Source organism: Burkholderia sp. Ac-20392 (assembly GCF_017104585.1).
GTDB classification, from domain to species: domain Bacteria; phylum Pseudomonadota; class Gammaproteobacteria; order Burkholderiales; family Burkholderiaceae; genus Burkholderia; species Burkholderia lata.
Genome location: NZ_JAAGPB010000060.1, coordinates 1 through 21618 on the forward strand (window position 1 = coordinate 1; position 21618 = coordinate 21618).

The 21618-nt window shown below is 66.7% G+C and carries 17 protein-coding genes; 4 read left to right on the forward strand and 13 right to left on the reverse strand.

All coding sequences use genetic code 11. The features are described from left to right. From G3N99_RS10870 to G3N99_RS10880, 3 genes are all read left to right on the forward strand, one after another. The coding region (locus G3N99_RS10870) for a TolC family protein (RefSeq protein WP_206122388.1) at positions 1–416 on the forward strand (416 nt) is incomplete at its 5' end. Between the two features lie 57 nt (positions 417–473). Then, positions 474–914, forward strand: coding sequence for a hypothetical protein (locus G3N99_RS10875; RefSeq protein ID WP_174932477.1), 441 nt, complete (start codon positions 474–476; stop codon positions 912–914). A gap of 52 nt (positions 915–966) precedes the next feature. Continuing rightward, complete coding sequence (locus G3N99_RS10880; RefSeq protein WP_174932475.1) at positions 967–1707, forward strand: hypothetical protein; 741 nt, start codon at positions 967–969, stop codon at positions 1705–1707. 205 nt (positions 1708–1912) lie between these two features. Here G3N99_RS10880 and G3N99_RS10885 read toward each other — a convergent pair whose 3' ends face one another. From G3N99_RS10885 to G3N99_RS10910, 6 genes are all read right to left on the reverse strand, one after another. After that, positions 1913–2638, reverse strand: a complete 726-nt coding sequence (locus G3N99_RS10885) for a hypothetical protein (protein ID WP_241011587.1) — start codon at positions 2636–2638, stop codon at positions 1913–1915. A 250-nt stretch (positions 2639–2888) separates the two neighbouring features. Then, positions 2889–4583 carry a long-chain fatty acid--CoA ligase gene (locus G3N99_RS10890; protein ID WP_206122389.1) on the reverse strand — a complete coding sequence of 565 codons (1695 nt, stop codon included), beginning with the start codon at positions 4581–4583 and terminating at the stop codon, positions 2889–2891. A gap of 129 nt (positions 4584–4712) precedes the next feature. Next, positions 4713–6383, reverse strand: coding sequence for a choline dehydrogenase (locus tag G3N99_RS10895; protein ID WP_206122390.1), 1671 nt, complete (start codon positions 6381–6383; stop codon positions 4713–4715). A 29-nt stretch (positions 6384–6412) separates the two neighbouring features. Further along, positions 6413–7834 carry a coniferyl aldehyde dehydrogenase gene (locus G3N99_RS10900; RefSeq protein ID WP_206122391.1) on the reverse strand — a complete coding sequence of 474 codons (1422 nt, stop codon included), beginning with the start codon at positions 7832–7834 and terminating at the stop codon, positions 6413–6415. Between the two features lie 186 nt (positions 7835–8020). Then, positions 8021–8977 carry an alpha/beta fold hydrolase gene (locus G3N99_RS10905; RefSeq protein WP_206122392.1) on the reverse strand — a complete coding sequence of 319 codons (957 nt, stop codon included), beginning with the start codon at positions 8975–8977 and terminating at the stop codon, positions 8021–8023. A 2-nt stretch (positions 8978–8979) separates the two neighbouring features. Continuing rightward, on the reverse strand, positions 8980–10506 hold the full coding sequence (locus tag G3N99_RS10910) for an NAD(P)/FAD-dependent oxidoreductase (RefSeq protein WP_206122393.1): 1527 nt from the start codon (positions 10504–10506) through the stop codon (positions 8980–8982). 140 nt (positions 10507–10646) lie between these two features. Here G3N99_RS10910 and G3N99_RS10915 point away from each other — a divergent pair, with 140 nt between their 5' ends. Beyond that, positions 10647–11900: a PucR family transcriptional regulator gene (locus tag G3N99_RS10915; protein WP_206122394.1), complete on the forward strand. Its 1254-nt coding sequence runs from the start codon at positions 10647–10649 to the stop codon at positions 11898–11900. 37 nt (positions 11901–11937) lie between these two features. On the opposite strand, the gene G3N99_RS10920 is transcribed toward G3N99_RS10915, so the two are convergent. The 7 genes from G3N99_RS10920 to G3N99_RS10950 form a co-directional block, all read right to left on the reverse strand. Continuing rightward, complete coding sequence (locus tag G3N99_RS10920; protein ID WP_206122395.1) at positions 11938–12648, reverse strand: TetR/AcrR family transcriptional regulator; 711 nt, start codon at positions 12646–12648, stop codon at positions 11938–11940. A gap of 28 nt (positions 12649–12676) precedes the next feature. Continuing rightward, positions 12677–14074, reverse strand: a complete 1398-nt coding sequence (locus tag G3N99_RS10925) for an FAD-dependent oxidoreductase (protein WP_241011588.1) — start codon at positions 14072–14074, stop codon at positions 12677–12679. A gap of 56 nt (positions 14075–14130) precedes the next feature. Then, positions 14131–15096: a YCF48-related protein gene (locus tag G3N99_RS10930; RefSeq protein ID WP_206122396.1), complete on the reverse strand. Its 966-nt coding sequence runs from the start codon at positions 15094–15096 to the stop codon at positions 14131–14133. 29 nt (positions 15097–15125) lie between these two features. Further along, entirely contained in the window at positions 15126–17486 is a 2361-nt protein-coding gene (locus tag G3N99_RS10935) for an efflux RND transporter permease subunit (protein WP_206122397.1), read from the reverse strand. Between the two features lie 63 nt (positions 17487–17549). Beyond that, complete coding sequence (locus tag G3N99_RS10940; protein WP_206122398.1) at positions 17550–19391, reverse strand: DUF1302 domain-containing protein; 1842 nt, start codon at positions 19389–19391, stop codon at positions 17550–17552. Between the two features lie 78 nt (positions 19392–19469). Beyond that, on the reverse strand, positions 19470–20834 hold the full coding sequence (locus tag G3N99_RS10945; protein ID WP_174952732.1) for a DUF1329 domain-containing protein: 1365 nt from the start codon (positions 20832–20834) through the stop codon (positions 19470–19472). A gap of 361 nt (positions 20835–21195) precedes the next feature. After that, on the reverse strand, positions 21196–21609 hold the full coding sequence (locus tag G3N99_RS10950) for a RidA family protein (RefSeq protein WP_206122399.1): 414 nt from the start codon (positions 21607–21609) through the stop codon (positions 21196–21198). Positions 21610–21618 lie beyond the last annotated feature (9 nt).

Genomic DNA, 21618 nt, shown 5'->3' on the forward strand with positions numbered 1-21618 from the left:
TCACGCAGACGCTGTACGACGGCGGCCGCGCGAAAGCCGGTGTCGACGCCGCACGCGCGGCGGCCGAAGCCGCCCGGCTGGCATACGAGCAGCGCATCCGCAGCGCGTTTCGCGATGTCGAGGACGCGCTGGTGGCGATCGGCGCCGCGCGCGACCAGCAGGTCATGCTCGCCGCGGCGGTCGACAGCAGCCAGGATGCGCAATCGCGCGCGACGCGGCTGTACCGCAACGGCCTCGGCGAATACCTGTCGGTCCTCACCGCACAGCGCGCGACGTACCGCGCACGCGATGCGCTCGCACTCAGCCGGCTCGCGCAGGTGCAAGGCGCGATCGCGCTCTACAAGTCGCTCGGCGTCGGCTGGCGCGACGCGCCGCCGATCGCGCAGGCTGGCGCGCCGCAAGCGAGCGCGCATTGAATGCCGCCTACGGCCCCCCCGACGCTTCGGCGTCGCTCATCCACCGGAGAAATCTCGATGCCCGCTCTCAATCCGAATGATTTCGCGTTACACGACATCCAACTCTTTCCGGTTTGCGTGTTTCGCGCCGAACATGCGACGCCGGGCTACGCGCCCCGCTGGGAAGGCGAGATCGATACGCTGATGCGCCACGGCGAGCCGTTCGTGATCGTCTACGTCGAGCTCGATACCGACGAGAGCCACGACGACCGCAAGCATCGCGCGGTCTGGCTCAAGCAGAACAAGGAGGCGCTGGGCGCCGTCTGCAAGGCGCTCGTCAGCGTCGAACCCGATCCCGACCGTCGCGCGGAAGTGACCGCGCAAGGCGAAGTCGCCGTCAAGGCATTCGGGATACCGCATCACGCGGTGGCGTCGTTCGGGCAGGCCGTCTCGCTCGCCGCGCGGCTCACGCGACAGCCGTCGGGGAACGATGCACGACCGGCCGGACAACAGGCATGACGCGGCCGGTGCGCCACGCCACGTTGCATTCACCACCGACACGAGGGCCGGCATGCGCTATCCCACCCTGACGATCACGGGCTCGCACACGCTTGCGTCATGTCCGTCGCGGCTCCCCGATCCCGGCGAAATCCTGTTGTGGCGACTGCGCGGCGAATGGCAGCTCGTCACCAGCGAGCGCGGCCATCTCTACCTGTCGAAGGCGGAACTGCGGCGTGCCCGCACGCATCCGAACCGCGTGCACGGCCGCCGCTTCGCAATCGGCCGGTCGGCGCTGCGCGCGATCCTGGGAACGCTGGCCGGCCGCGCGGCCGACGAGCTGACGCTGATCGACCGCGATGCCGACCATATCGCGGTCGCGGGCTGCGACCTGCTGGACGGGCTCGACGTCGTGGTCGGCCATGCCGGGATCTGGATCGTCATCGCGATCGCCCGTGGCCCGATCGGGCTGGGCATGGCGCAGACCAGCGCGCTCGCCGATCCCGTATCGCGCGACCAGCTGCGGCTGGACAGCATCTCGAATGCGTGCGGGAACGGACACGGCGCCACGCTCGATTCGCTGCCGCCACTCGCGGGGGCATTCCGCGAGGTCGATACGCCGCATGCCGGCCACTGGCGCCTGCTCGATATCCCGCTCTCCGGCCTGGCCTGCGCGGCGACCGTCGCCGCACGCCAGATGGATCGGATTCACGCGGTGGGCTGGCGCGGCGAGCGGAAAGACTGGCTGGCTGATCGCGATCAGCATCTGCGGGCAGCGAAGGTACGCGCTGACGCCACCTCGGTCACGGCCTGACAGGCCGGCTTCCGGGTTCACGGGTTGTATGCGTTGGCGATTCCTGCCTTAGGAATCAGCGATGGGAGCCGTTCATGGGAGGGTGTGAAGGGAGCCGGTTATGGGAGCGGGTGGTTTCGACACGAGGGGGCGTACACGCCCGGTGATGTCGTGCCCCTCCCGATGATGCCTGGCCACGCCCCCCGGCATCGCTCCGGTCGCGCCCTTACCCGGCAACCATCGCCCCCGCTTTCACATGCCGGCCGGCACGACGCAGCAACTGCCAGCCGAACCCCATCATCCACAACGGCAGCAGGAGCACGACGACGATCTCGCCCGCCCCCGTCACGGCTTCGAATTCCGGAAAGAATCCGGAAACGAAGATGATCGCGAAAAACCAGGCAACGATCTTCAACAGGAACGCCCCTCGCCAGCCGGCCTTCTTCAGATGATTGGCGACGATCGGCGCCCAGAAGAACACCAGCGGGCCTTCGGCCCACCACAGCCCGCTTTGCGTGCCGTTGGCGACCGTCGCCCACGCGGCGGCCGCAGCGGCCCGCGTTGCGTCGTCTCCGCCCGCATACATGTGCGCCAGCGGATCGAGCACCGACAGCTGGAGTGCCGCTCCGGTGATGCCGAGCACCGCGTACGCGCCGATCCCGAACGCGATCATGGTGCCGAGCGCGCCGAGTTCATCCTTGAAGGTATGCACGAAGTACCCGCCGATCACGAGCACCGCGAGATAGAACCCGAACACGTCGGCCAGCATCGACAAGCGAAACAGGTCGCGTGTTTCGGACGGCAGGCTCAGCATCGTCGCGCCGTGCAACAACATGCCGGTATCCGTGCCGGCCACCATCGACACCAGCCCCACGTTCGCGTAGGCCAGCAGGCCGCCGACGATCGCGCTCCACGCCGTGAAGCGCATGACCTTGTATGAATCGTTCCTCATTCTCTTTCTCCGCACACCATGCCCGGTTCCCGCGTGGAGAACCATTCGATAAGAAGTGACGGCCCCGGTCGCGCGACACAGCCAACCGAGCCACCCGACAAGTCGTTCACATCAACAACGGTAGGTCAATATGACAAACATAAAATCGACGCGGCACACGAGGAAATTCCCTCGTGGCTGCTTCATTCAGTGCAACGCGCGAAGCATGCAACCCGCGTGACCAGGCACGGATTGACGCATCGCACGCACGTCATGCCACTGCGTCTCCTTGAGCGGCAGCGGCAGCCGCCGCCTCTTCCCTTTCCTGCAACTCGCGCCACATGATCTTTCCCGACCCGGATTTCGGCAGCGACTCGACGAATTCGACGATGCGCGGCACCTTGTAGGACGCCATATGATCGCGCGCCCATGCCACCACGTCGTCGGGCGTCACGCCGTCGGGGTACGCCGGATCCAGCACGACGAAGGCCTTGACCGTCTCGCCGCGATGCACGCTGCGCGTGCCGATCACGCACACTTCCTTGATCGCCGGATGGCGGTACATCATCGTCTCGACTTCCGCCGGCCACACCTTGTAGCCCGACGCGTTGATCATCCGCTTCAACCGGTCGGCCATGAAGAAGTAGCCGTCCGCGTCGATGCGCCCGAGATCGCCGGTGCGCAGGAAGCGCTTGCCGTCGATTTCGACGAACGTTTGCCTCGTGGCCTCCGGATTGCGCCAGTATCCTTGCATCAGTTGCGGCGCGTGCACGATGATCTCGCCCACCTCGCCTTGCGGCACGGGCTGGAACGTGACCGGATCGACGATCCGCGCATCGACGTCGAACACCGGGATGCCGAGGCACTGCGGCTTGGGGTGCGCCGGCGGATTGATGTGCGTGGCGGCGATCGTTTCCGACATCCCGTAGCCTTCGACGTAATCGAGCCCGACCGACTCCTTGAGCTTGCGCGCGATCGCGTCCGGCATCGCCGCGCCGCCGCCGCGCATCGAGCGCAGGCTCGACAGGTCGTATTCGTGCAGGTTCGGGTTCGACAGGAAATCCACCATCATCGTCGAGATCGACTGCCACACGGACACGCGGTTGCGGCCGATCACGCGGCCCGCGGCATCGCGATCCCAGCGCGGCAGCACGACCACGGTCGAGCCACGAACCAGCGGGCCGTTCAGCCCGCCCTGCATGCCGGTGACATGGAACAGCGGCAGCACCGCCAGGTGGATCGCGTCTTCGGGATCGTCGAACCAGTCGACGAAGCCGGCCGCCGTGCACATGACGCTGCGATGCGTGTGCACGCAACCTTTCGGCTTGCCCGTCGTGCCGGACGTATAGGGCATCACGCAGATGTCGTCTGGGCCGGCCGTCAGCTCGCCTGGTTTCAGCTGCTCGGCGAGCACATCGCTCCAGTGGATCACGCCGGGCCCGTCGACGTGGCGCGGCGCGGCCACGAAATCGGGCACCGCGACGGCCGATGGTTGCGCCACGTAGTCGCCATACGTCGCCACGACGACATGCGCGAGGCCGCCGGCACCACCCACGAGCGGCGCGATGCGTGGATACAGGTCCTGCGCGACGATCACCGTGCTCGCGCCGCTGTCCTCGATGTAATGCGCCAGCTCGTCGGTCATGTTCATTGGATTGACCGGCACGACCACCGCGTTCGCGCGCAGGATGCCGTAGTACGCAATCATCCATTGCGGGCTGTTCTGCATGTCCAGCAGCACGCGGTCGCCCGCCTTCACCCCGCAACGCTGCTGCAGAAAACCCGCCACGTGCTCGGCTTCGTGCTGGAAGCGCGCGAACGAGACAGGCGTGTCGTAGAACAGGATGAACGGCTTGTCGGGATGGCGCGCCGCCGCGGCCTCCGCGTGACGGAACAGGTGGGTTGCGGGCGGGGCCTGACGCGTGGCCAGGTGCGCGGGCCAGAATGGCGATCGAGTGGTAGACATGGTTCGGCAACGCTTCGTCAAAACTGCGGGTGATAAAGGGCATCGGCGGGACGCGTCGTCCCTGGGCTGCATGCACGCATTCGGTTGGTCGAGTGAAGGTTCGACGCGGAAAACAGGCGGATCGTCACCCTATCGACCGGTCTCGATGCCCGACGTCGTGAACCGGTGCGTTTCCGCCGCTGTCGCGCGCTCCGCGGACGCCACGCGGCTGACGCCGCGCATCAGGTCGACCGCCTTCTCCGCGATCATGATGGTGGGCGCGTTGGTGTTGCCGCCGATCAACGTCGGCATCACCGATGCATCGACGACGCGCAGCCCGTCGAGGCCATGCACGCGCAACTGCGGATCGACCACGGCCATCGCGTCCTGTCCCATCCGGCAGGTGCCGACCGGGTGATAGACGGTATCCGCGCGCTTGCGCAGCACCGCGCGGATTTCGTCGTCGCTGTGCACGTCGCGCGTGAACATGTCCTTCGTGATCCAATCCGCGAGCGCGGGCGCCTCCATGAGGCCGCGCGTGATCTTGAAGCCCGCCACCATGTCCTCCAGGTCGCGCGGATCGTCGAGGAACGCGGGATCGATCAGCGGCGCGGCGGCCGGGTCGCGGCTGCGCAGCGTGACCGAGCCGCGGCTGCGCGGGCGCAGCAGGCACACGTGGCAGGACAGCCCGTGGCCGAGATGCATGCGCCGTGCATGGTCGTCGACCAGCGCGACCAGGAAATGCAGCTGGATGTCGGGTACATCGAGGCCCGGTTGTGTCTTCAGGAATGCGCCGCCTTCCGCGAAATTCGACGTCAGCATGCCGCGCCGCTCACGGCGAAAGCGCATGATCTCGCGCAGCATCCGCAGACTGCCACCCACCGAGACGCCCATCGTGTCGAGGCTGCGCGTGCGGTAGCTGAGAATGAAGTCGGGGTGATCCTGCAGGTTGCGGCCTACGCCGGGCAGATGGTGCAGCGTCTCAACGCCGACGCGCGCCAGCTCGGCCGACGGGCCGATACCGGACAGCATCAGCAGTTGCGGCGTTTGCAGCGCACCCGCTGCCAGCACCACTTCGCGCCGCGCACGGAATGTCTTCAGCACGCCGTTCTGCAGCACCTCCACGCCCACGGCACGCTTGCCCTCGAACAGGATGCGCCGGACCTGCGCGTGCGTTTCGACAGAAAGATTGGCGCGTTTGCCGACGTGCGGGAGCAGATAACCGCGCGCCGCGCTCCACCGTTCGCCCTGCTTCTGCGTGACCTGGTAGATGCCGACGCCTTCCTGCTGCGCACCGTTGAAATCGTCCGTCAGCGGCAGGCCCACCTGGCGGGCCGCCGCCAGGAAGCGCGCCTGGAACGGGTTGTCGGAGCGCAGGTCGCTGACCCACAGCGGGCCGCCCTGGCCGTGCCATGCGTCGTCGATGCGTTCGTTGTGCTCGCTCAGGCGGAAGTAAGGCAGCACTTCGTCGTACGACCAGCCTGGATTGCCGAGCGCGGCCCACGTGTCGTAGTCGCTGCGATGACCGCGAATGTAGACCATCGCGTTGATCGCGGACGAACCGCCCAGCGCCTTGCCGCGCGGCTGGTAGCCGACGCGCCCGTCGAGCCCGCGCTGCGGCACCGTCTTGAACGCCCAGTTGTTGAGGCGGGTCGGCAGCATGGCGACCATGCCCGCCGGAATGTTGATGACCGCGCCGTCACCGCTGCCCCCCGCTTCCAGCAGGCAGACGCTGACGTTCGGGTCTTCGGTCAGGCGCCCTGCCACCACGCTGCCGCCCGAGCCGCCGCCCACGACGATGTAGTCGAATTGATGATTCATGGCCTTTCTCTCGATACAGGATTCGGAAGTCACGCGAGACGCGACAGCGTGCGCAGCAGCAGGTCGAAGACGCGGCCGTACGGCGGATGGAACAGCACCGCGCCGTTCCAGCGGGTCTGGTGAAACACCGGCTTGAGCTTGCTGAAGGTCTCGAAGCCCCACTGGCCGTGATAAGCGCCCATGCCGCTCTGCCCGACGCCGCCGAACGGCTGGTTTTCCTGCACCAGGTGCCACAGGCAGTCGTTGATCGTCACGCCGCCGGATACCGTCTCGCGCAGCACGCGATCTCGGCGCGACGCGTCTTCGCCGAACCAGTACAACGCCAGCGGACGCGCGCGGCCCTGCACGTAGGCGACTGCATCGTCCAGGTTCGCGTATTCGACGATCGGCAGAACCGGGCCGAAGATCTCTTCGTTCATCAGCCGCGTATCGGCCGGCGCGCCGATCACGATCGTGGGCGCGAACTTGCGCGACGACGCGCCGAACGTTTCGCCGGCCGGGTTGACTTCGAGAATGCGCGAGCCTGCGCGACGCGCTTCGTCGACCATGTCGGCAAGGCGCGCGCGGTGGCGTTCGCTGATGATGGCCGTGTAGTCGGGATTGGCCGCGAGCGTCGGATACAGGCGTGCAATTGCGCGCGTCAGCTGCGACGCGACGCTGTCGGCCGCTCCGGTGGGCACCAGCAGGTAATCGGGCGCAACGCAGGTCTGGCCCGCGTTCAGCAGCTTGCCGAATGCGATGCGCTGCGCGGCAACCACGACGTTGCAGGACGCATCGAGAATCGCCGGCGATTTGCCGCCGAGCTCCAGCGTCACGGGTGTCAGGTTGGCCGCGGCCGCCTGCGCGACGACCCGCCCGACCTGGGTCGAGCCGGTGAAGAACAGGTGATCGAACGGCAGGCCGGCAAACGCCTTGCCGAGTTCGACGTCGCCCACCACGACATCCAGCTCGTCCGGCGCAAAGGTGTCGCGCGCCATCGACGCGAGCAGGTCGGACAGCGCGGGCGTGAGTTCGGACGGCTTGATCAAGACGCGATTTCCCGCGGCGAGCGCCGCGAGTGCCGGCCCGAGCGAAAGCTGCAGCGGGTAGTTCCACGGCGAGATGATGCCCGTCACCCCCAGCGGTTGCGGCATCAGCCGATTGTGGCCGGGACGGAAATGCAGCGCGGTCGGTACACGGCGCGCCCGCATCCAGTGCTTCAGGTGCCGGCGCGCGTGGCGGATGCCCGCGCGCACGATGAACACCTCGGCCAGCCGCGTCTCGTGCGCGGAGCGGCCCTGAAAATCGGCATCGATGGCGCGCACGATGTCGTGCTCGTGCGCATCGAGCCACGCAGCCAGCCGGTCGAGACGCGCCAGCCGGGTGGCCAGCGCCGGGTTCGGCTCCAGCGCGAACGCGCGGCGCTGGCGCTCGAAGCGGGCCGCGAGGTCAGTCGGGTAGCCTTGGTGCATGGTGTCTCCTCCTGCCCGTCGATCGTGCGATTCCGTCGCATCACGACAAGCGTCTTGCAGAATGTTCCTGGTCTTCACGCGATTCACGCGCCTAGGGTCGGCTCGGCGGCCGGCAATGACGCGAGCGTCACGCCTTGACGTTACGCTCGATGTCGCGCGCCGGTCGCGTGCCGCAGGCGAACCGGCTCACGCGATATGCCTGCCGGTGCGCACGGGTTCCGCCGCAGCGGGCATCGCACGGCGCCGGATATGACCGTCGATCAGGCTCGTCAGCAGCGGCACGACGCCGTCAGGGATGTCATGCCCCATGCCGCGCACCGTGACCATGTCCGCGCCCGGGACCGCAGCAGCGGTCGCGACGCCGCCGCTCGGCGCGACCAGCAGGTCGCGGTCGCCGTGCACGACCAGCGTCGGCGCCTGAATCCGGCGGATTTCGTGGGTCCGGTCTCCTGACTTGATGATCGCGCCGATCTGGCGGGTCGTGCTCTCGTGGTCGCGCGCCTGCTCGCCGCGATCCCACGCGTGGGCCGCATAGGCGCGTCGTGCAGTGTCGTCCGCCGGATACGTCTGCGTGCCGATGTGGGCCATGATGCGGCTGTACTGCTCCACCGCCGCTTCGCGCGTGCGCGGCGGCGGCGCGGTCAGCATCAGCATGCTCGACATGGCCGGCTGGCCGACCTTGCGCGCACCGGTCGTGGAGATGATGGAGGTCAGCGACAGCACGCGCTGCGGATGGCGCGCGGCGAGCACCTGCCCGATCATGCCGCCCATCGACATGCCGACGACGTGCACGCGCTTCAACTGCAGGCTGTCGAGCAGGCCGATCGTGTCCTGCGCCATGTCTTCCAGGTCATAGCCGTCCTTGACCGGCCAGCGCAGGAATTGGCGAAGCACGCTCGGCCCCGGCCGCGGGATGCGCGACGAGCGGCCGACATCGCGATTGTCGAACACGATCACGCGATAGCCGCATTGAATCAGCGCGTCGATCAGCGCCAGCGGCCAGAAGGTCAATTGCAGCGTCATGCCCGCGATCAGCAGCAACGGCTCGCCGTGGACGGGCCCGTAGACGCGATAGCAGAGACGCACGCCGCCCGGCAGGTCGCAGAATGCGTCCTGGTTTGCTTCCATCGTGTGAATCGTCATGATCAGGCTCCGACAGCGCGACGTGGCTCGACGCGATCCGTGCCGCCGGCTGCCGCCGCACGCCGGAAGCGCAGGCACGGGTCTTCGACCGAACCGTGCCGCAATATCTCGACATCGAGGTGATAGTCCATCGACATGACCCACGGGACACCCGGGCCCTGGCGCGGCAGGCTGCCGATCGCGCGCTGCACGTAGCCGGCGCCGAAATCGAGCAGCGGGCGCGTCGGCATGTCGGCGGCGGGCAATTCAGGCACGCAGGTTGCGAGGCCGCCGCGCTCCATGTGTGCGAGCACGCGGCAGAAATGCTCGGCCAGCAGCCCGACCTTCAGCGTCCACGACGAATTCGTATAGCCGATGGAGAACGCGAAATTCGGCACGCCGCTGAGCATCATCCCCTTGAACGCCACCTTGCTGTGGAGATCCACCGGCTGGCCGTCGACCGTCAGCTTGATCCCGCCGAAAAACCGGATGTTGAGCCCCGTCGCCGTGACGATGATGTCGGCCGGCAGCGTCTGCCCGGATTCCAGCACGATGCCCGTTGCCGTGAAGGTCTTGATGCGGTCCGTCACAACCGACGCATGGCCGTCGCGGATCGACTTGAAGAGATCGCCGTCCGGCACCGCGCACAGACGCTGGTCCCACGGGTTGTACGGCGGGTTGAAGTGGACGTCGACCGGATAGCCCTTCGGCAGCTGGCGCTTGGTCATGAAACGGATCAGGCGCCGCGCCGCCTTCGGCCGCGTGCGGCAGAAATGCCAGATGAAGCGGGCGATCGCGATGTTCTTGCGCCGTACGAGCGCGTAGGCCCACGTATGCGGCATCACCTTGCGCAGCGTATTGGCGATGATGTCCTCCGACGGCAGGCTCACCACGTAGGTCGGCGTGCGTTGCAGCATCGTGACGTGCCGGGCCTTCCCGGCCATCGCCGGCAACAGCGTGACGGCGGTGGCGCCGCTGCCGATCACCACCACGCGCTTGCCGCCGTAGTCGAGATCTTCCGGCCAGTGCTGCGGGTGAACCACCGGGCCGGCAAAGTGCTCGATGCCGTCGAGCTTCGGCGTATGGCCTTCGTCGTGGTGATAGAACCCGGCGGCGCTGAAGAACCACCTGGCCTGGATCGTCTTGCGTTCACCCGTATCGACGCGCTCGACGTCGACGCTCCACAGCGCCTGCGCCCTCGACCAGCTTGCGTGGATCACCTTGTGATTCGTGCGGATGTGGCGGTCGATCCCGTATTCGGTGGCCGTCTCTCTCAGGTACGAAAGAATCGCATCCGCACCGGCGATCGCCTTCTTGTCGGCCCACGGCTTGAAGCCGTAACCGTAGGTATGCATGTCCGAGTCGGAACGGATGCCCGGATAGCGGAACAGGTCCCACGTGCCGCCGGTCGCGCCGCGCGCTTCCAGGATGATGTATGACGTGCCTGGGCGGTCCGTCTCGAGTTGGCGAGCGACGCCGATCCCGGACAGGCCGGCGCCGACGATGAGCACATCCACGTGCTCAGTGGACGGAAGGGTATGTACAGTCACGGCGTGTCTCCTGTTTGCGTCGAAATGCGCTATGTGTCGTCATTTTCATCAACCGAATCGAGCCGAACAAGGTGTCGAATGCACCGTATGCGAATACAATGAGTGCAACTTGCACCTCTTCGTTTGGATAGCACTCCATCATGTCCCAGCCCCCCGCCCCCACTGCCCTGCCGACCTGGCCGTTGCCTTCGCCACGCATCCGGGAACTGATGCGCCAGGGCGCCGAAATCGCACTGAATGTGCAGACGGAATGGCTGCAGGAACTCGACAAGGAAAACGTCGCGACCAGCCCCACGATGAGCGACCCCGTGCTCGCCGCGGCCGTGCGGCGCATCAACCGCAACGGGCTGATTCACTGGGCCACCGCCAACCTGGAAAACCCTTGCGCGCCGGTGTCCCGTTTTCTTTCGGCCGACATGCTAAGTAGTGCGCAGGAACTGGTGCGACGCGGCCTCACCGACCTCGTGTTCGTCGCGGCCCGTTCGTCGCAGAGCGTCGTGTGGCAGCGCTGGATGGATCTCGCGTTTACGCTGACGCAGGACCCGGTCGAGCTGCGCGAGTTTCTGGCCGTATCGTCGCGTTCGATCGCGGCCTTCATCGATACCAACATGGTCGGCATGGCCGAATTCATGCGCGCCGAACGCGAAGCGCGGCTGCGCGGCACGCACGCCGATCGCCGCGAACTGGTCACGCAGATCGTCGAAGGGGCAACCATCAGCGCGCAGGAGGCCAGCCGGCGGCTGGGCTACACGCTGGAGCAACGCCATCACGCCGCGATCATCTGGAGCGAGGAAGCGGATATCGAACTGGGGGTGCTGGAGCGGGCGGCCGATGCGCTGGCGCAATGCGCGGGCACGCGCAATGCCCTGGCCGTCGTCGCGAACACGGCCACGTTGTGGGTCTGGACGTATCACGACGGCAAGCCACTCGACATGCCTTCGCTGCAGCGTGCGATCAACGCGCTGCCCGGCGTGCACATGGCCGTCGCGAGCGCCGGGACCGGCATGGAAGGATTCCGGCGCGGCCACCTCGACGCACTCGCGACGCAGCGGCTGCTCGGCAGGCTGCACGCCGGCGTCGGCGTGGTGCACGCGGACAGCATGAGCCTTATCGCGCTGATGACCAATCATATGGAATCCCTCCAGCAGTTCGTGACCAACACGCTGGGCAACCTGGCCAGCGCCGACAAGTCGCTGCGCGACGCGCTGCGCGCGTTTCTCGCGGAAGGCTGCAGCGTGACCGACGCAGCCGAGAAAACCCACGTCCACCGCAACACGCTGCTGCGCCGCCTCGAGCGCGCCGAGTCGTTGCTGCCCCGCCCGCTCGCGCAGCAGCGCCTGCACGTCGCGGCCGCGCTGGAAGTGCTGCACTGGACCGCCAGCGATCCGGACTGAGGCGCCCCATCACCTTCCCTGGCGGCAGGTTGTTCCCCTAGTCGCGTTGCCTGTCGTAGATGAGGCAACGCGCTATCTCCATGAACATCGCATCGAGCCGCTGCGTCAATCGCGCGGTTCCGGTTTGCAACGTCAGGCCGTCGGCCATCGCAATCAACAGCGTGGCAACGTGCAGGCTGTCGGCCGCGTCGAACGCCGGATTGACCGTGCGCAACAGCTTCGCGACCTCGCGCGTCAGCGTGCCGTACCAATCGTCGAACAGCTTCAGGCATTCGGGGTCGATCGCAGCGAACGACAGGAAATGCCGGAACAGCGCGACGTATTGCGCATCCTTCGCGTCGCGCAGCGCGCGTGCCAGCACGCGTTCGATGACGTCGTCCGGCGATGCATCGCTGTCGATCAAGCCCTTCAGCTCGCCCAGGTACGCCTCGATGACCGGCTCGATCACGGCCCGCAACACGGCCAGCCGGGTCGGGAAGTAATACTGCAGGTTGCTCACGCTGATGCCGGCGCCGGCCGCGACCGCGCGCTGCGAGAAGGTCAGCGGGCCGCCTTCCAGCAGCAGTTCCCGTGCGACCCGGACGATCGTGTTGCGCGTGCGCAGGCCCTGCGCCCGCAAGCCGTCGAGATCGCTGCCGGTCGAAGCGGCGTTCGGCGTGCGGCGGCTTCTGCCGCCGTGGTGCGCTTTGGTGTCGGTCATCGTGTTCGTCGTAAGCGTGGCGTTCCGGCAGTCCGTCCCGGCGCGCATTGCATCGTGTCCAGGGCGGCCCGCATCCCTATCCGCGCCGCGCGTGACGGTTCACCCTTTCGTCCATCAGGTTCGCCATGCCCAGCACCGCCTTGATCGCGCACCAGCGTAGCGGCTCCGGCGGCATCGCGGGTGTCCGGTGCGTCAGCGCGTCGAGCAGCGGCGGCTTCGCTCCGCTGATCCGGTCGGCCAGCACCTGCCCGATCAGCGACTGCGTGCCGACCCCATGCCCCGAGCACCCGGCCGTGTAGAACACGTTGCCGTGCGCGCCGGTCGCGCCGACCACCGGCAGCGCATCGCTGGCAACCGAGATGTAGCCGCTCCAGCATGCACGCACCGGCAGGTGGCCCAGTTGCGGGAAACGCGCGTGCAGCGTCGCCAGCAGCGCGCGATACGCTGCGTCGTCGGGCACGTTCGGCGTTCGCGAACCATAGACGTAGTCCAGCCGCTTGGTCGTCAGCAACAGCGTATTGCGCGCGGTGAGCCGGTGGCTCTCCATCGTGAAGTGTGGCGTCACGATGCCCTCGCGATTCGGCCAGCCCAGCGCCGCCAGTTGCGCATCGGATAGCGGCCCGGTCTCGAGCGCCGACACGCGCAGCGGCATCACCTTGTTGCCGAGCAGGCCGAGTTGCGGCGTATACGCATTGGTGGCGAGCACCAGGACCGGCGCGCTCGCACTGCCGCGCGCCGTCCGGATCCGCACGGTTTCGTTCGCGTCGAAGTCGAGCAGCGCGGTGTTCTCGTGGAGCCGCACGCCCGCGGCGAGGGCCGCGCGTCGCAGGCCCAGCACATACTTGCCGGGGTCGAGCGTGCCGCCGCCGGGGAAGTGACAACCGAACAGGAACGCCGGTGGAATGCCGCGCGCACGCATTGCCGCGCCATCGAGAAACTGCGCGGGCGAACCCAGCGCGATGCCGGTCTCCATGTCCTCGCGCAGGCGCTTCTCCTGCGACGGATGCACACCGGCGCGAATGATCCCCGACGCACGATAGTCGCAGTCGATCCCGTGCTCGACGAGCTTGCGTTCGACGTAGGCCACGCCTTCGTCGTAAAAGCCGACGATCCGTTTCGCCTGCTCGCGCCCCACGCGCTTCACGAACAGATCGTATTCGAGCCCCTGCCCGCCGGCGAGATAGCCGGCGTTGCGCCCGCTCGCGCCGAAGCCCGCGAACTCGCGCTCGATCACGACGACGCGCATGCCGCGCGCGGTCAATTCCAGCGCGGTGGACAGGCCCGCGAAGCCGGCGCCGACGACGATCACGTCCGCGTGAACGTCGCCTTCCAGCTGTGGCTGCAAGTCGTCCGGCCGCTCGATCCATCCGCCGATGGGCCGGTAGGATCGCAACGCACGGTCGGCCTGCGCCGCGTCGAACCGCATTGCATGGCCGGTCGAGTCATCCTGAATCCCGTAGTTCATATCGCTCATCTTTGCCTCCTTCATTCCGTGCCGCCAACAGGGATACCGTTCACCTCGGGTCGCCATCAGCGCGACGTCAACACGCCGTCCTGCGAGAACAGCATCGGTGTGCCGTCCCTGGCCGGCAGCGCGGCGGTCAGCGTCGCGCGATCGGGGCGCTGCGCGACCTCGACCGTCGCTGCGCCCGCCGGCTGCTTCAACACCAGGCCATCGAGCCCGACGCCGATCAGGCCGTCGCCTGCCGCCACCAGGTCGGTGATCGAACTCCGCGTGCGGCTGTCGACGGCGGTCCAGTTCGCGCCACCGTCGCTGCTTTGGTACAGGCTGCCGAGCAGGCCGCCCACCACCACGCGGCCGTCCGGCATCGCCACGCCGGTCCATAGCGAACCCTTGCCGCCCGTCTGCAGGTAGCGCCAGTTCGCGCCGCCGTCGGTCGACTTCAGCACCGTGCCCTGTTCCGCCGAGATGTAGAGCGCGCCCTTCTGATCGCCGAACGCGTGATAGAGATTGCGGTCCGCCTTGCCGCCGCCCGGCGGCTTCGGCAGCGTCACTTTCGCCCAGGTCTTGCCGCCGTCGTGGGTTTGCAGCATCAGCGACCACAGGCCGACCGCGAGCCCATCCTGCGGCGTCGTGAACAGCACGGAGAACAGCGGCTGGTCGACCGACGTGTCGAGACGCTGCGTCGTCCAGGTTTCGCCACCGTCGTCGGTCGCGAGTATCGTCCCCCACTGGCCCACGGCCCAGCCGTGCTGCGCATCGGCGAACGCGACGGCCGACAGCGTCGCGGCAACGGGCACGCGCCGCGCCTGCCGCCAGGTCTTGCCGTCGTCGTCGGACAGCACCACGATGCCGTGATCGCCGACGGCGACGACCCGCGAGCCGGCACGCGTCGCGTCCGTCAGCATCATGTGCGTCGGCGCGGGCCATGCGTGGGCCGGCTTCGCGGCCCATTCCGCGACCGTTCCACGGGATTGCGCGAACGCGGCAGCGGCGGCGCACAGCCCGATACAGGCAACGAGTGTCTTGATCATCTGGAGATCTCCATGAAAGTGGGCGGGCGTCAGTGGCTGAACAGTCCCGGCGCACGGGCCGGCTTGCGGCGCGGGAACCGGCGCTCCAGCACCGAGGCCAGCGCGGGCAGCGCCGTCATCGCCATCAGCAGGTTGACGAGGAACATGAACGCCAGCAGCTTGCCCATGTCGGCCTGGAATTTCAGCGCGGAGAAGCTCCACGTCGCCACGCCGATCGCGAGCGTGATCGCCGTGAAGATCGTCGCGACACCGACTTCGAGCAGCGCGTGCTGCACCGCCTTCACGATCGTCTGCCCGCTCGCGAGATGCACCTGCAACCGGTTGTAGATGTAGAACGCGTAGTCCACGCCGATCCCCACCGCCAGCACCATCACCGGCAGCGTCGCGACCGTCAGTCCGATCTGCAGCTCCTTCATGAACCAGTAGCCGATGAAGGTTGCGACCGACAGCGGCGCACAGCAGGCGATCATCGCGCGCCAGTCGCGGTACGCGAGGAACACGAGGATCAGGATCGCGCCGTACACGTACAGCATCATCGGCAGCTCGCTGCCCGCGACTTCCTCGTTGGTCGCCGCCAGCACGCCCGCGTTGCCGGCCGCGAGACGCACGGTGATGCCGGGGAACGGATGCGACACGCGATACTGCTTCACGTCGTCGAGAATCCGGTTGATCGTCGTCGCCTTGTGGTCGGTCAGGAACAGGTGCACCGCCGACATCGTGCAATCGGCCTTCATGAAGCCCTTCACGCGGCCGACGTCGACCGACACCGCGCCGTAGTTCTCCGGGTCGATCGGCACCACGTTCATCTTCGGATAGTCTTCGTTGTAGCCCTGGTTGTACGCGCGCAGCATGCCCGAGTACGACTGCACCGACACCACGCCCGGCTCGGTGCGCATCGCGGCCGCGAAATCGTCTTCGTACAGGCCGACCGCCGGGTTGTCGCAGGCCTTGCCCGTCGACTCGATCGCCACCGTCAGCCAGTCGAGGCCCATGTCGTAGTTGCCGGCGATCGCCGTCGCGTCGCGGTTGAAGCGCGCATCCGCGCGCAGTTCCGGCGCACCGGGCTGCAGCGTGCCGATCACGCGGTCGCGGCTTTGCCACGCGGCCAGCGCGAACACGACCAGCGTCAAGGCGACGGTCGCGCCCGCATACCTCGGCTGCGCGATGCGCGCCAGCGGGCGCAGCCATGCCGAGCGCCGCTCGCCGCGCTTGAGTGCACTGTCCGCATAGCGCTTCGTGAAGTTGAAGCAGGACGCGGCGACCGGCAGCAGGATCAGGTTCGTCACGATCTTGTAGGCCACGCCGAGCGACGCGGTGATCGCCAGCTCGCGCACCATCGGAATCGGGATCATCAGCAGCGTGACGAACGACACGAACGCGGTGATCAGCGCCAGCACGCCCGGAATCAGCAGCCCGCTGAAACTGCGCCGCGCCGCCTCGTACGAACTGTGCCCGTGCGAGATCTCGCGCACGATGAAGTTCACCTGCTGCACGCCGTGCGACACGCCGATCGCGAACACCAGGAACGGCACCAGCACCGCGAGCGGGTCGAGACCGAAGCCGAGCAGCTTCAGCGTGCCGAACTGCCAGACCAGCGACGTCAGCGAGCACGCGATCAGCAGCACCGTGAAGCGCAGCGAATGGCAATACCAGTACACCGCGAGCGCGGTCAGCAGCAGCGCGATCGCGCAGAAGCCGAGCACGGCCTTCGCGCCGTCGGCGATGTCGCCGATCTGCTTCGCGAAGCCGATGATCTGCACGTCGTAGCCGGCATCCTCGAACGGCTGGCGGATCTTCTGTTCCAGCAGGTGATTGAACGCGACGTAGTCGAGCACCTTGCCCGCGCTGTCGCGCTCGTTCAGCTCGGCCGTGATCATCGCGCTGTCCTCGCCGTGCGACACGAGCGTGCCGACATAGCCGCCCAGCGTCGTCGCACGGCGGATCTTCTCGACGATCTCCGGTGTCAGTTGATCCGGCGTGATCGTGCCGGAAATGATCGGCTCCGCGCGAAAGCCCTCGTCGGTGATCTCGTTGACGAACGCGTTCGACGTCCACAGCGAGCGAACGCCGATCCGGTCGACGTTCGGCAGGTAGGTCACCGCCTGCGTGACCTTGTACAGCCGCGTCAGGCCGTCCGGCGTCCAGATCGAACCGTGCTTCGCGCGCACCACGACGGTGATCCGGTTCGCGCCGAGCAGGTCGTTCCGGTATTGCTGGAACGTGCGGATGTACTCGTGGCCGATCGGCATCTGTTTCTCGAAGCCGGCATCCATGCGCAGTTGCATCGCGAACACGGCCATCGCGACGGTGAACAGGCCGATCGCCGCGAGCACGATCGCGCGATGACCGAAGAAAAGCCTTTCAAGGCGGCTGACCAGACGATTAAGCACTGCATGACCCCTTCATGTTTTCCGGCGATGCCCGACGCGCGCGCTCGCTTCCACTGGCACCCGTCAGAAGTTCCGGGTGGCAAACACACCGATGAAATTGCGGTCCGCGTACGGATTCCCGACCGACTGATGGCCGCCGAAGAACGCCGCGAAGTTGATGCCCGCCTGCCACGTCGGCGGATTCTGGTTGAACAGCACGTAGACGTTCACCGACTTCGCGCCCTGCATGTAGTTCGCGGTGAAGGTCGGCGTGTAGCCGTACAGGCCCGTGCTGAACGTCACGCCCGGCGTCACCTGCCAGCCGGGAATCAGCGAGCCGTCATAGGTCCAGTTGAAGTCGATCGTCGCGCCCACCGAGCTCGACGTGCCTTGCCCCTGCGTGATCGGGTAGCCGAGCCCCGAGTTGTTGTTCAGCCACGGGAAATAGCCGGCGGCCGGCACCTGCGTGACCGGCTGCCCGCCCACCGTGCGCGTCACGTCCGAACCGAGGCCCGGGTAGTAGATCCACGTGAGTTCCCAGGTCAGCGTCGCGGAATCCGCGGCGATCATCTTCAGGAACGGATACTCGCTGCGCGTCAGCGCGAGCAGCCCGTTCACGTCGAGCTGGAGCTTCTTCTTGTCGGCCCACTGCTGGCAGTTGACGCCCTGCACGCCGTTCGTGATCAGGTCGGTCGGGCCGCCCGCGCCATAACAGCTCGACAGCGCGACCGCATCGCGCGGCCGGTACGACAGCTCGGTGCCGATCGCCCACGGCCCGACGCCGAAGTTCGCGCTCGCGCCGAACAGCTGGCGGTTCTGCAGATACGACCACTGCGCGGTGCCGTTGGCCAGCGTCGACAGCACCGGCGATTTATCCGTGTAGTTCAGGTAGTAGAACGCAAAGTTCGCATCGAACGAGCGCGGCGAATAATTGAACTTCACGCCGAACTGCGGCCGGTATTTCGCCGGCAGTTGCGTCGAGACCGGAATACCGAGGTCGTTGAACGGCGGCCCGGCGAACGCGCCGTTCACGAGCCCGTTCTTGATCGCGTTCAGCGTATCCTGGTTGCCCGCCGCGGCCCCGCCGCCGATCGCATTGGCGATCGTGCCCACGCCCGGCCCGACCAGGTTGGGATTGTTCGCGTTGATCGTGAACGGTTCAGCGCCGCGGCCAACGACGTTCGCCAGCGACCAGTACGACCCGACCGGCGGGATGCGGTTGCCGTTCCACTGGAACTGGTAATAAGCCTCGGTGCTGAAGCCGTGGGACAGATCGGCGGCAAGGCTCAGCATCGGCGCCGGCAGCAGCGCCTGCTTGAGCTGCGAACCGGGGATCAGCAGTTTCTGCGTGTCAAGCGAGTTGGTCGCGTTGATGCCGCTCTGCGCGAACATGCTCTCGCCCCAGTTGATCACCTGGTTGCCGAGCCGGACATGCGCGCTGTGCCCGTTGATCGTGAAATCCTTCTGCGCCCACAGATCGAGCAGTTGCGCGTTGTACACGACCTGCGCGGCAGCCGTGCTCGACAGCGGCGTCCTGGCCGTCCTCCCGGCGAGGAAGTCGTACATCCCCGTGCCGCGCACCATGAACTTGAGCCCTTCGCTCGGCATCTTCAGCAGCAGCTCGCTGGTCGCGCTCACGTAGGTGCTGAACGGCTGCCCCTTGCGGTAGTTGAGATCGCCTTCGTCGCCGTAGCCCCACTGGTTCGTATTGGCGGCCGCGCCGCACCCGTACGCGTTCGGATCGCCGGTCAGCGAACAGCTCGGACTCTTGGTCCGGATTCCGCCGCCCGCGGTGAGATTGGACACCCACGATCCCTGGACGCTGCCGTCCCCGAGCGTGAACTCGTAGCCGTACGCAGTCGACGTCGCCGCACCCAGCATGGCAATCGACACCGTAGTATGCCTAACTATGTTGCTTGCTTTCATCGTCCCACCCATCTCCAGACCGGATGCCGACGGCGCGATCGCGCACGTCGGATTCATTTTTTTATATGTCTATGGCAATCAGCGTTCGCTGACCGATCTCAGCGATTCCGCCGTGAAGAAATCGGACTTGAAGCGCGGATCGTTGATCTCCTGGTACCAGCGAATGTCCTTGCCCTGGCCGATCGTCGACGAATCCATCACGTAGCGCCCGTTCAGGAGGTCGTATTGCGCCATCGGCTCGTTGTCGCAGGCGCCGCCCAGCTCCCAGACCGGAATCGGGTAGCTCTCGCGCACCTTCCACAGCTTGCCCTGCGCGTCGTAGTCCTCGCCGATGAGCGCGAGCCAGCTGTCCTCGTCCAGGTAGAACACCTTCTTCGATGCGACGTGGCGCGCGCTCGGCTTGACCGTCGCCTCGACGACCCACACGCGATGCATCTCGTAGCGCCGGTTCGCCGACGCGATGCCGTCCGGCGTCGCGACGTCGTGCAGCTTGCTCTTGAACTTGTACATGCCGAACGCGTTATACGGAACGAGCATGTCGCGCTTGCCGACCAGCTTCCAGTTGAACCGGTCGATCGAGCCGTTGAACATGTTCGCTTCGTCGATCAGGTACTGGTTCTCGAAACCGATCAGCGGAGCATCGTGCGTATAGGCCGGCATGCGTCTCACGCGGCGCTGCCCCGGAAAGTAGTAGTAGGTTTCCGAATCCTTGTTGAAATACTGGCGCTGCACGAAGGCCTGCCCCGCGAGCGCGGCCGGCGACGTGGCCGAGAAGTACGCGGCCAGGCTGAGCTGGTCGACATCCTTCGGCCCGCTCTTGCCCGTCTTGCCCGACGGGAAATAGAAGACCTGCGGGCCGATCCCGTCGATCCATTCGCCGCCGCCCGGACGCGGCGAGATGGTCGTGACATCCAGCGGCCATTCGATGCCGATGCCGCGATAGCGGTTCTCGTAGTTCAGGATCGCCTCGGCGCCTGTCTTCGGCTGGGGAAACGGCACGCCGGGCAGGACGGCCGCCTCGAGCGTCTCGCCGTCCGACGCGAGCTTCGCGGCCGTGAGGTTGGCCTTCGTGTTCTGCTCGGCGAACTCCGGCAGCTGGCACTCGCGGTGCGACGGATACACATCCATCCGGTAGCCCTTGCGCTGCTTGATCAACGCGATCTGGCCGGGCGACAGCATGCTCGCGTACTTGTCGACGTTCGCGGCATCGATCGAGTAAAGCGGCTTCTCGCTCCGGTGCTTCCAGAAATCGCCGCGCGTCTTGCCGTATTCCCAGCCCGACTGCGGCTCTTGCCTGCCGGCAAAGGCAGGAATGGACCCGTCCTTGCTCGCGCCGCGTTCGGCCCCCACCGCGGTGAGGTCGTCGGCCATCGCGCTGCCGGCCATCATCAACAACGCGGCCGCGATTGCGGACACGGTTCCGATCGTGTGCTTCTTCATCATGCTCTCCTTCCGAGACGCTGCTTTCATTCACCGGTTGCGCGGCAGACGGGCGACTGGCGTTCTTTTCATTGCGATGTCTCGCGTCGAACGTGCCGTTTTCCGGCCAGCCGTCGCGGGACTTCCGCGACCCTGAAGCGCTCGGCATACCTTTCACCGATGCGCGTCATGTTGTAAGTAATACGAAATATATTGAATGCGCTTTCCACCACACGAGCCGCATGCCTTGCGCGCCCCTTCAATCTCAGGTTCGGGGGCCCACCGCGTCCGGCTGAACAAGCCTCAGGTGCCGGATGCAGCGGCTGCGAATTTTTCCTTTCGTCGCAGCCGCCGATCCGGCCGCGCTAACTGCCCGACACTTGCGTCAAGCCGTGCCCGACCCGGCCACCGCCACCGCCCGCACTTCGACGCACAGCTCGGGCAGCGCGAGCTGCGTCACCCCGATCGCTGTCCACGACGGAAAGCGATCCGGGAAATATTCGTCCTTCACGGCCCCGAAGGCTTCGACCTCGGCGCGCAGATCCGTATGAAAAGTCGTCAGCTCCACCACGTCGGCCAGACTCGCACCGGCCTCGACCAGAATCGCCTTCAGCGATTCGAATGCGATGCGCGCCTGCGCCTGCACGCCGTCGCCCGGCCGCATGTCCGCGCCGATTCCGACCTGGCCGGACACCCAGATCGTGTCGCCCACCCGCGTGGCCGGAGCGAAATGGTAGGTGTCGTACCACGCCTTGAACCCGGGTGGAATGATCGGTTGACGCTTGCTGGTTGTTGCCATGACGGGAAT

Coding starts and splice junctions, on each gene's coding strand:
- G3N99_RS10875 (WP_174932477.1), top strand. CDS start 474: ATGCCCGCTCTCAATCCGAATGATTTCGCGTTACACGACATCCAACTC.
- G3N99_RS10880 (WP_174932475.1), top strand. CDS start 967: ATGCGCTATCCCACCCTGACGATCACGGGCTCGCACACGCTTGCGTCA.
- G3N99_RS10885 (WP_241011587.1), bottom strand. CDS start 2,638: ATGAGGAACGATTCATACAAGGTCATGCGCTTCACGGCGTGGAGCGCG.
- G3N99_RS10890 (WP_206122389.1), bottom strand. CDS start 4,583: ATGTCTACCACTCGATCGCCATTCTGGCCCGCGCACCTGGCCACGCGT.
- G3N99_RS10895 (WP_206122390.1), bottom strand. CDS start 6,383: ATGAATCATCAATTCGACTACATCGTCGTGGGCGGCGGCTCGGGCGGC.
- G3N99_RS10900 (WP_206122391.1), bottom strand. CDS start 7,834: ATGCACCAAGGCTACCCGACTGACCTCGCGGCCCGCTTCGAGCGCCAG.
- G3N99_RS10905 (WP_206122392.1), bottom strand. CDS start 8,977: ATGACGATTCACACGATGGAAGCAAACCAGGACGCATTCTGCGACCTG.
- G3N99_RS10915 (WP_206122394.1), top strand. CDS start 10,647: ATGTCCCAGCCCCCCGCCCCCACTGCCCTGCCGACCTGGCCGTTGCCT.
- G3N99_RS10920 (WP_206122395.1), bottom strand. CDS start 12,648: ATGCGCGCCGGGACGGACTGCCGGAACGCCACGCTTACGACGAACACG.
- G3N99_RS10925 (WP_241011588.1), bottom strand. CDS start 14,074: ATGAGCGATATGAACTACGGGATTCAGGATGACTCGACCGGCCATGCA.
- G3N99_RS10930 (WP_206122396.1), bottom strand. CDS start 15,096: ATGATCAAGACACTCGTTGCCTGTATCGGGCTGTGCGCCGCCGCTGCC.
- G3N99_RS10940 (WP_206122398.1), bottom strand. CDS start 19,391: ATGAAAGCAAGCAACATAGTTAGGCATACTACGGTGTCGATTGCCATG.
- G3N99_RS10945 (WP_174952732.1), bottom strand. CDS start 20,834: ATGATGAAGAAGCACACGATCGGAACCGTGTCCGCAATCGCGGCCGCG.
- G3N99_RS10950 (WP_206122399.1), bottom strand. CDS start 21,609: ATGGCAACAACCAGCAAGCGTCAACCGATCATTCCACCCGGGTTCAAG.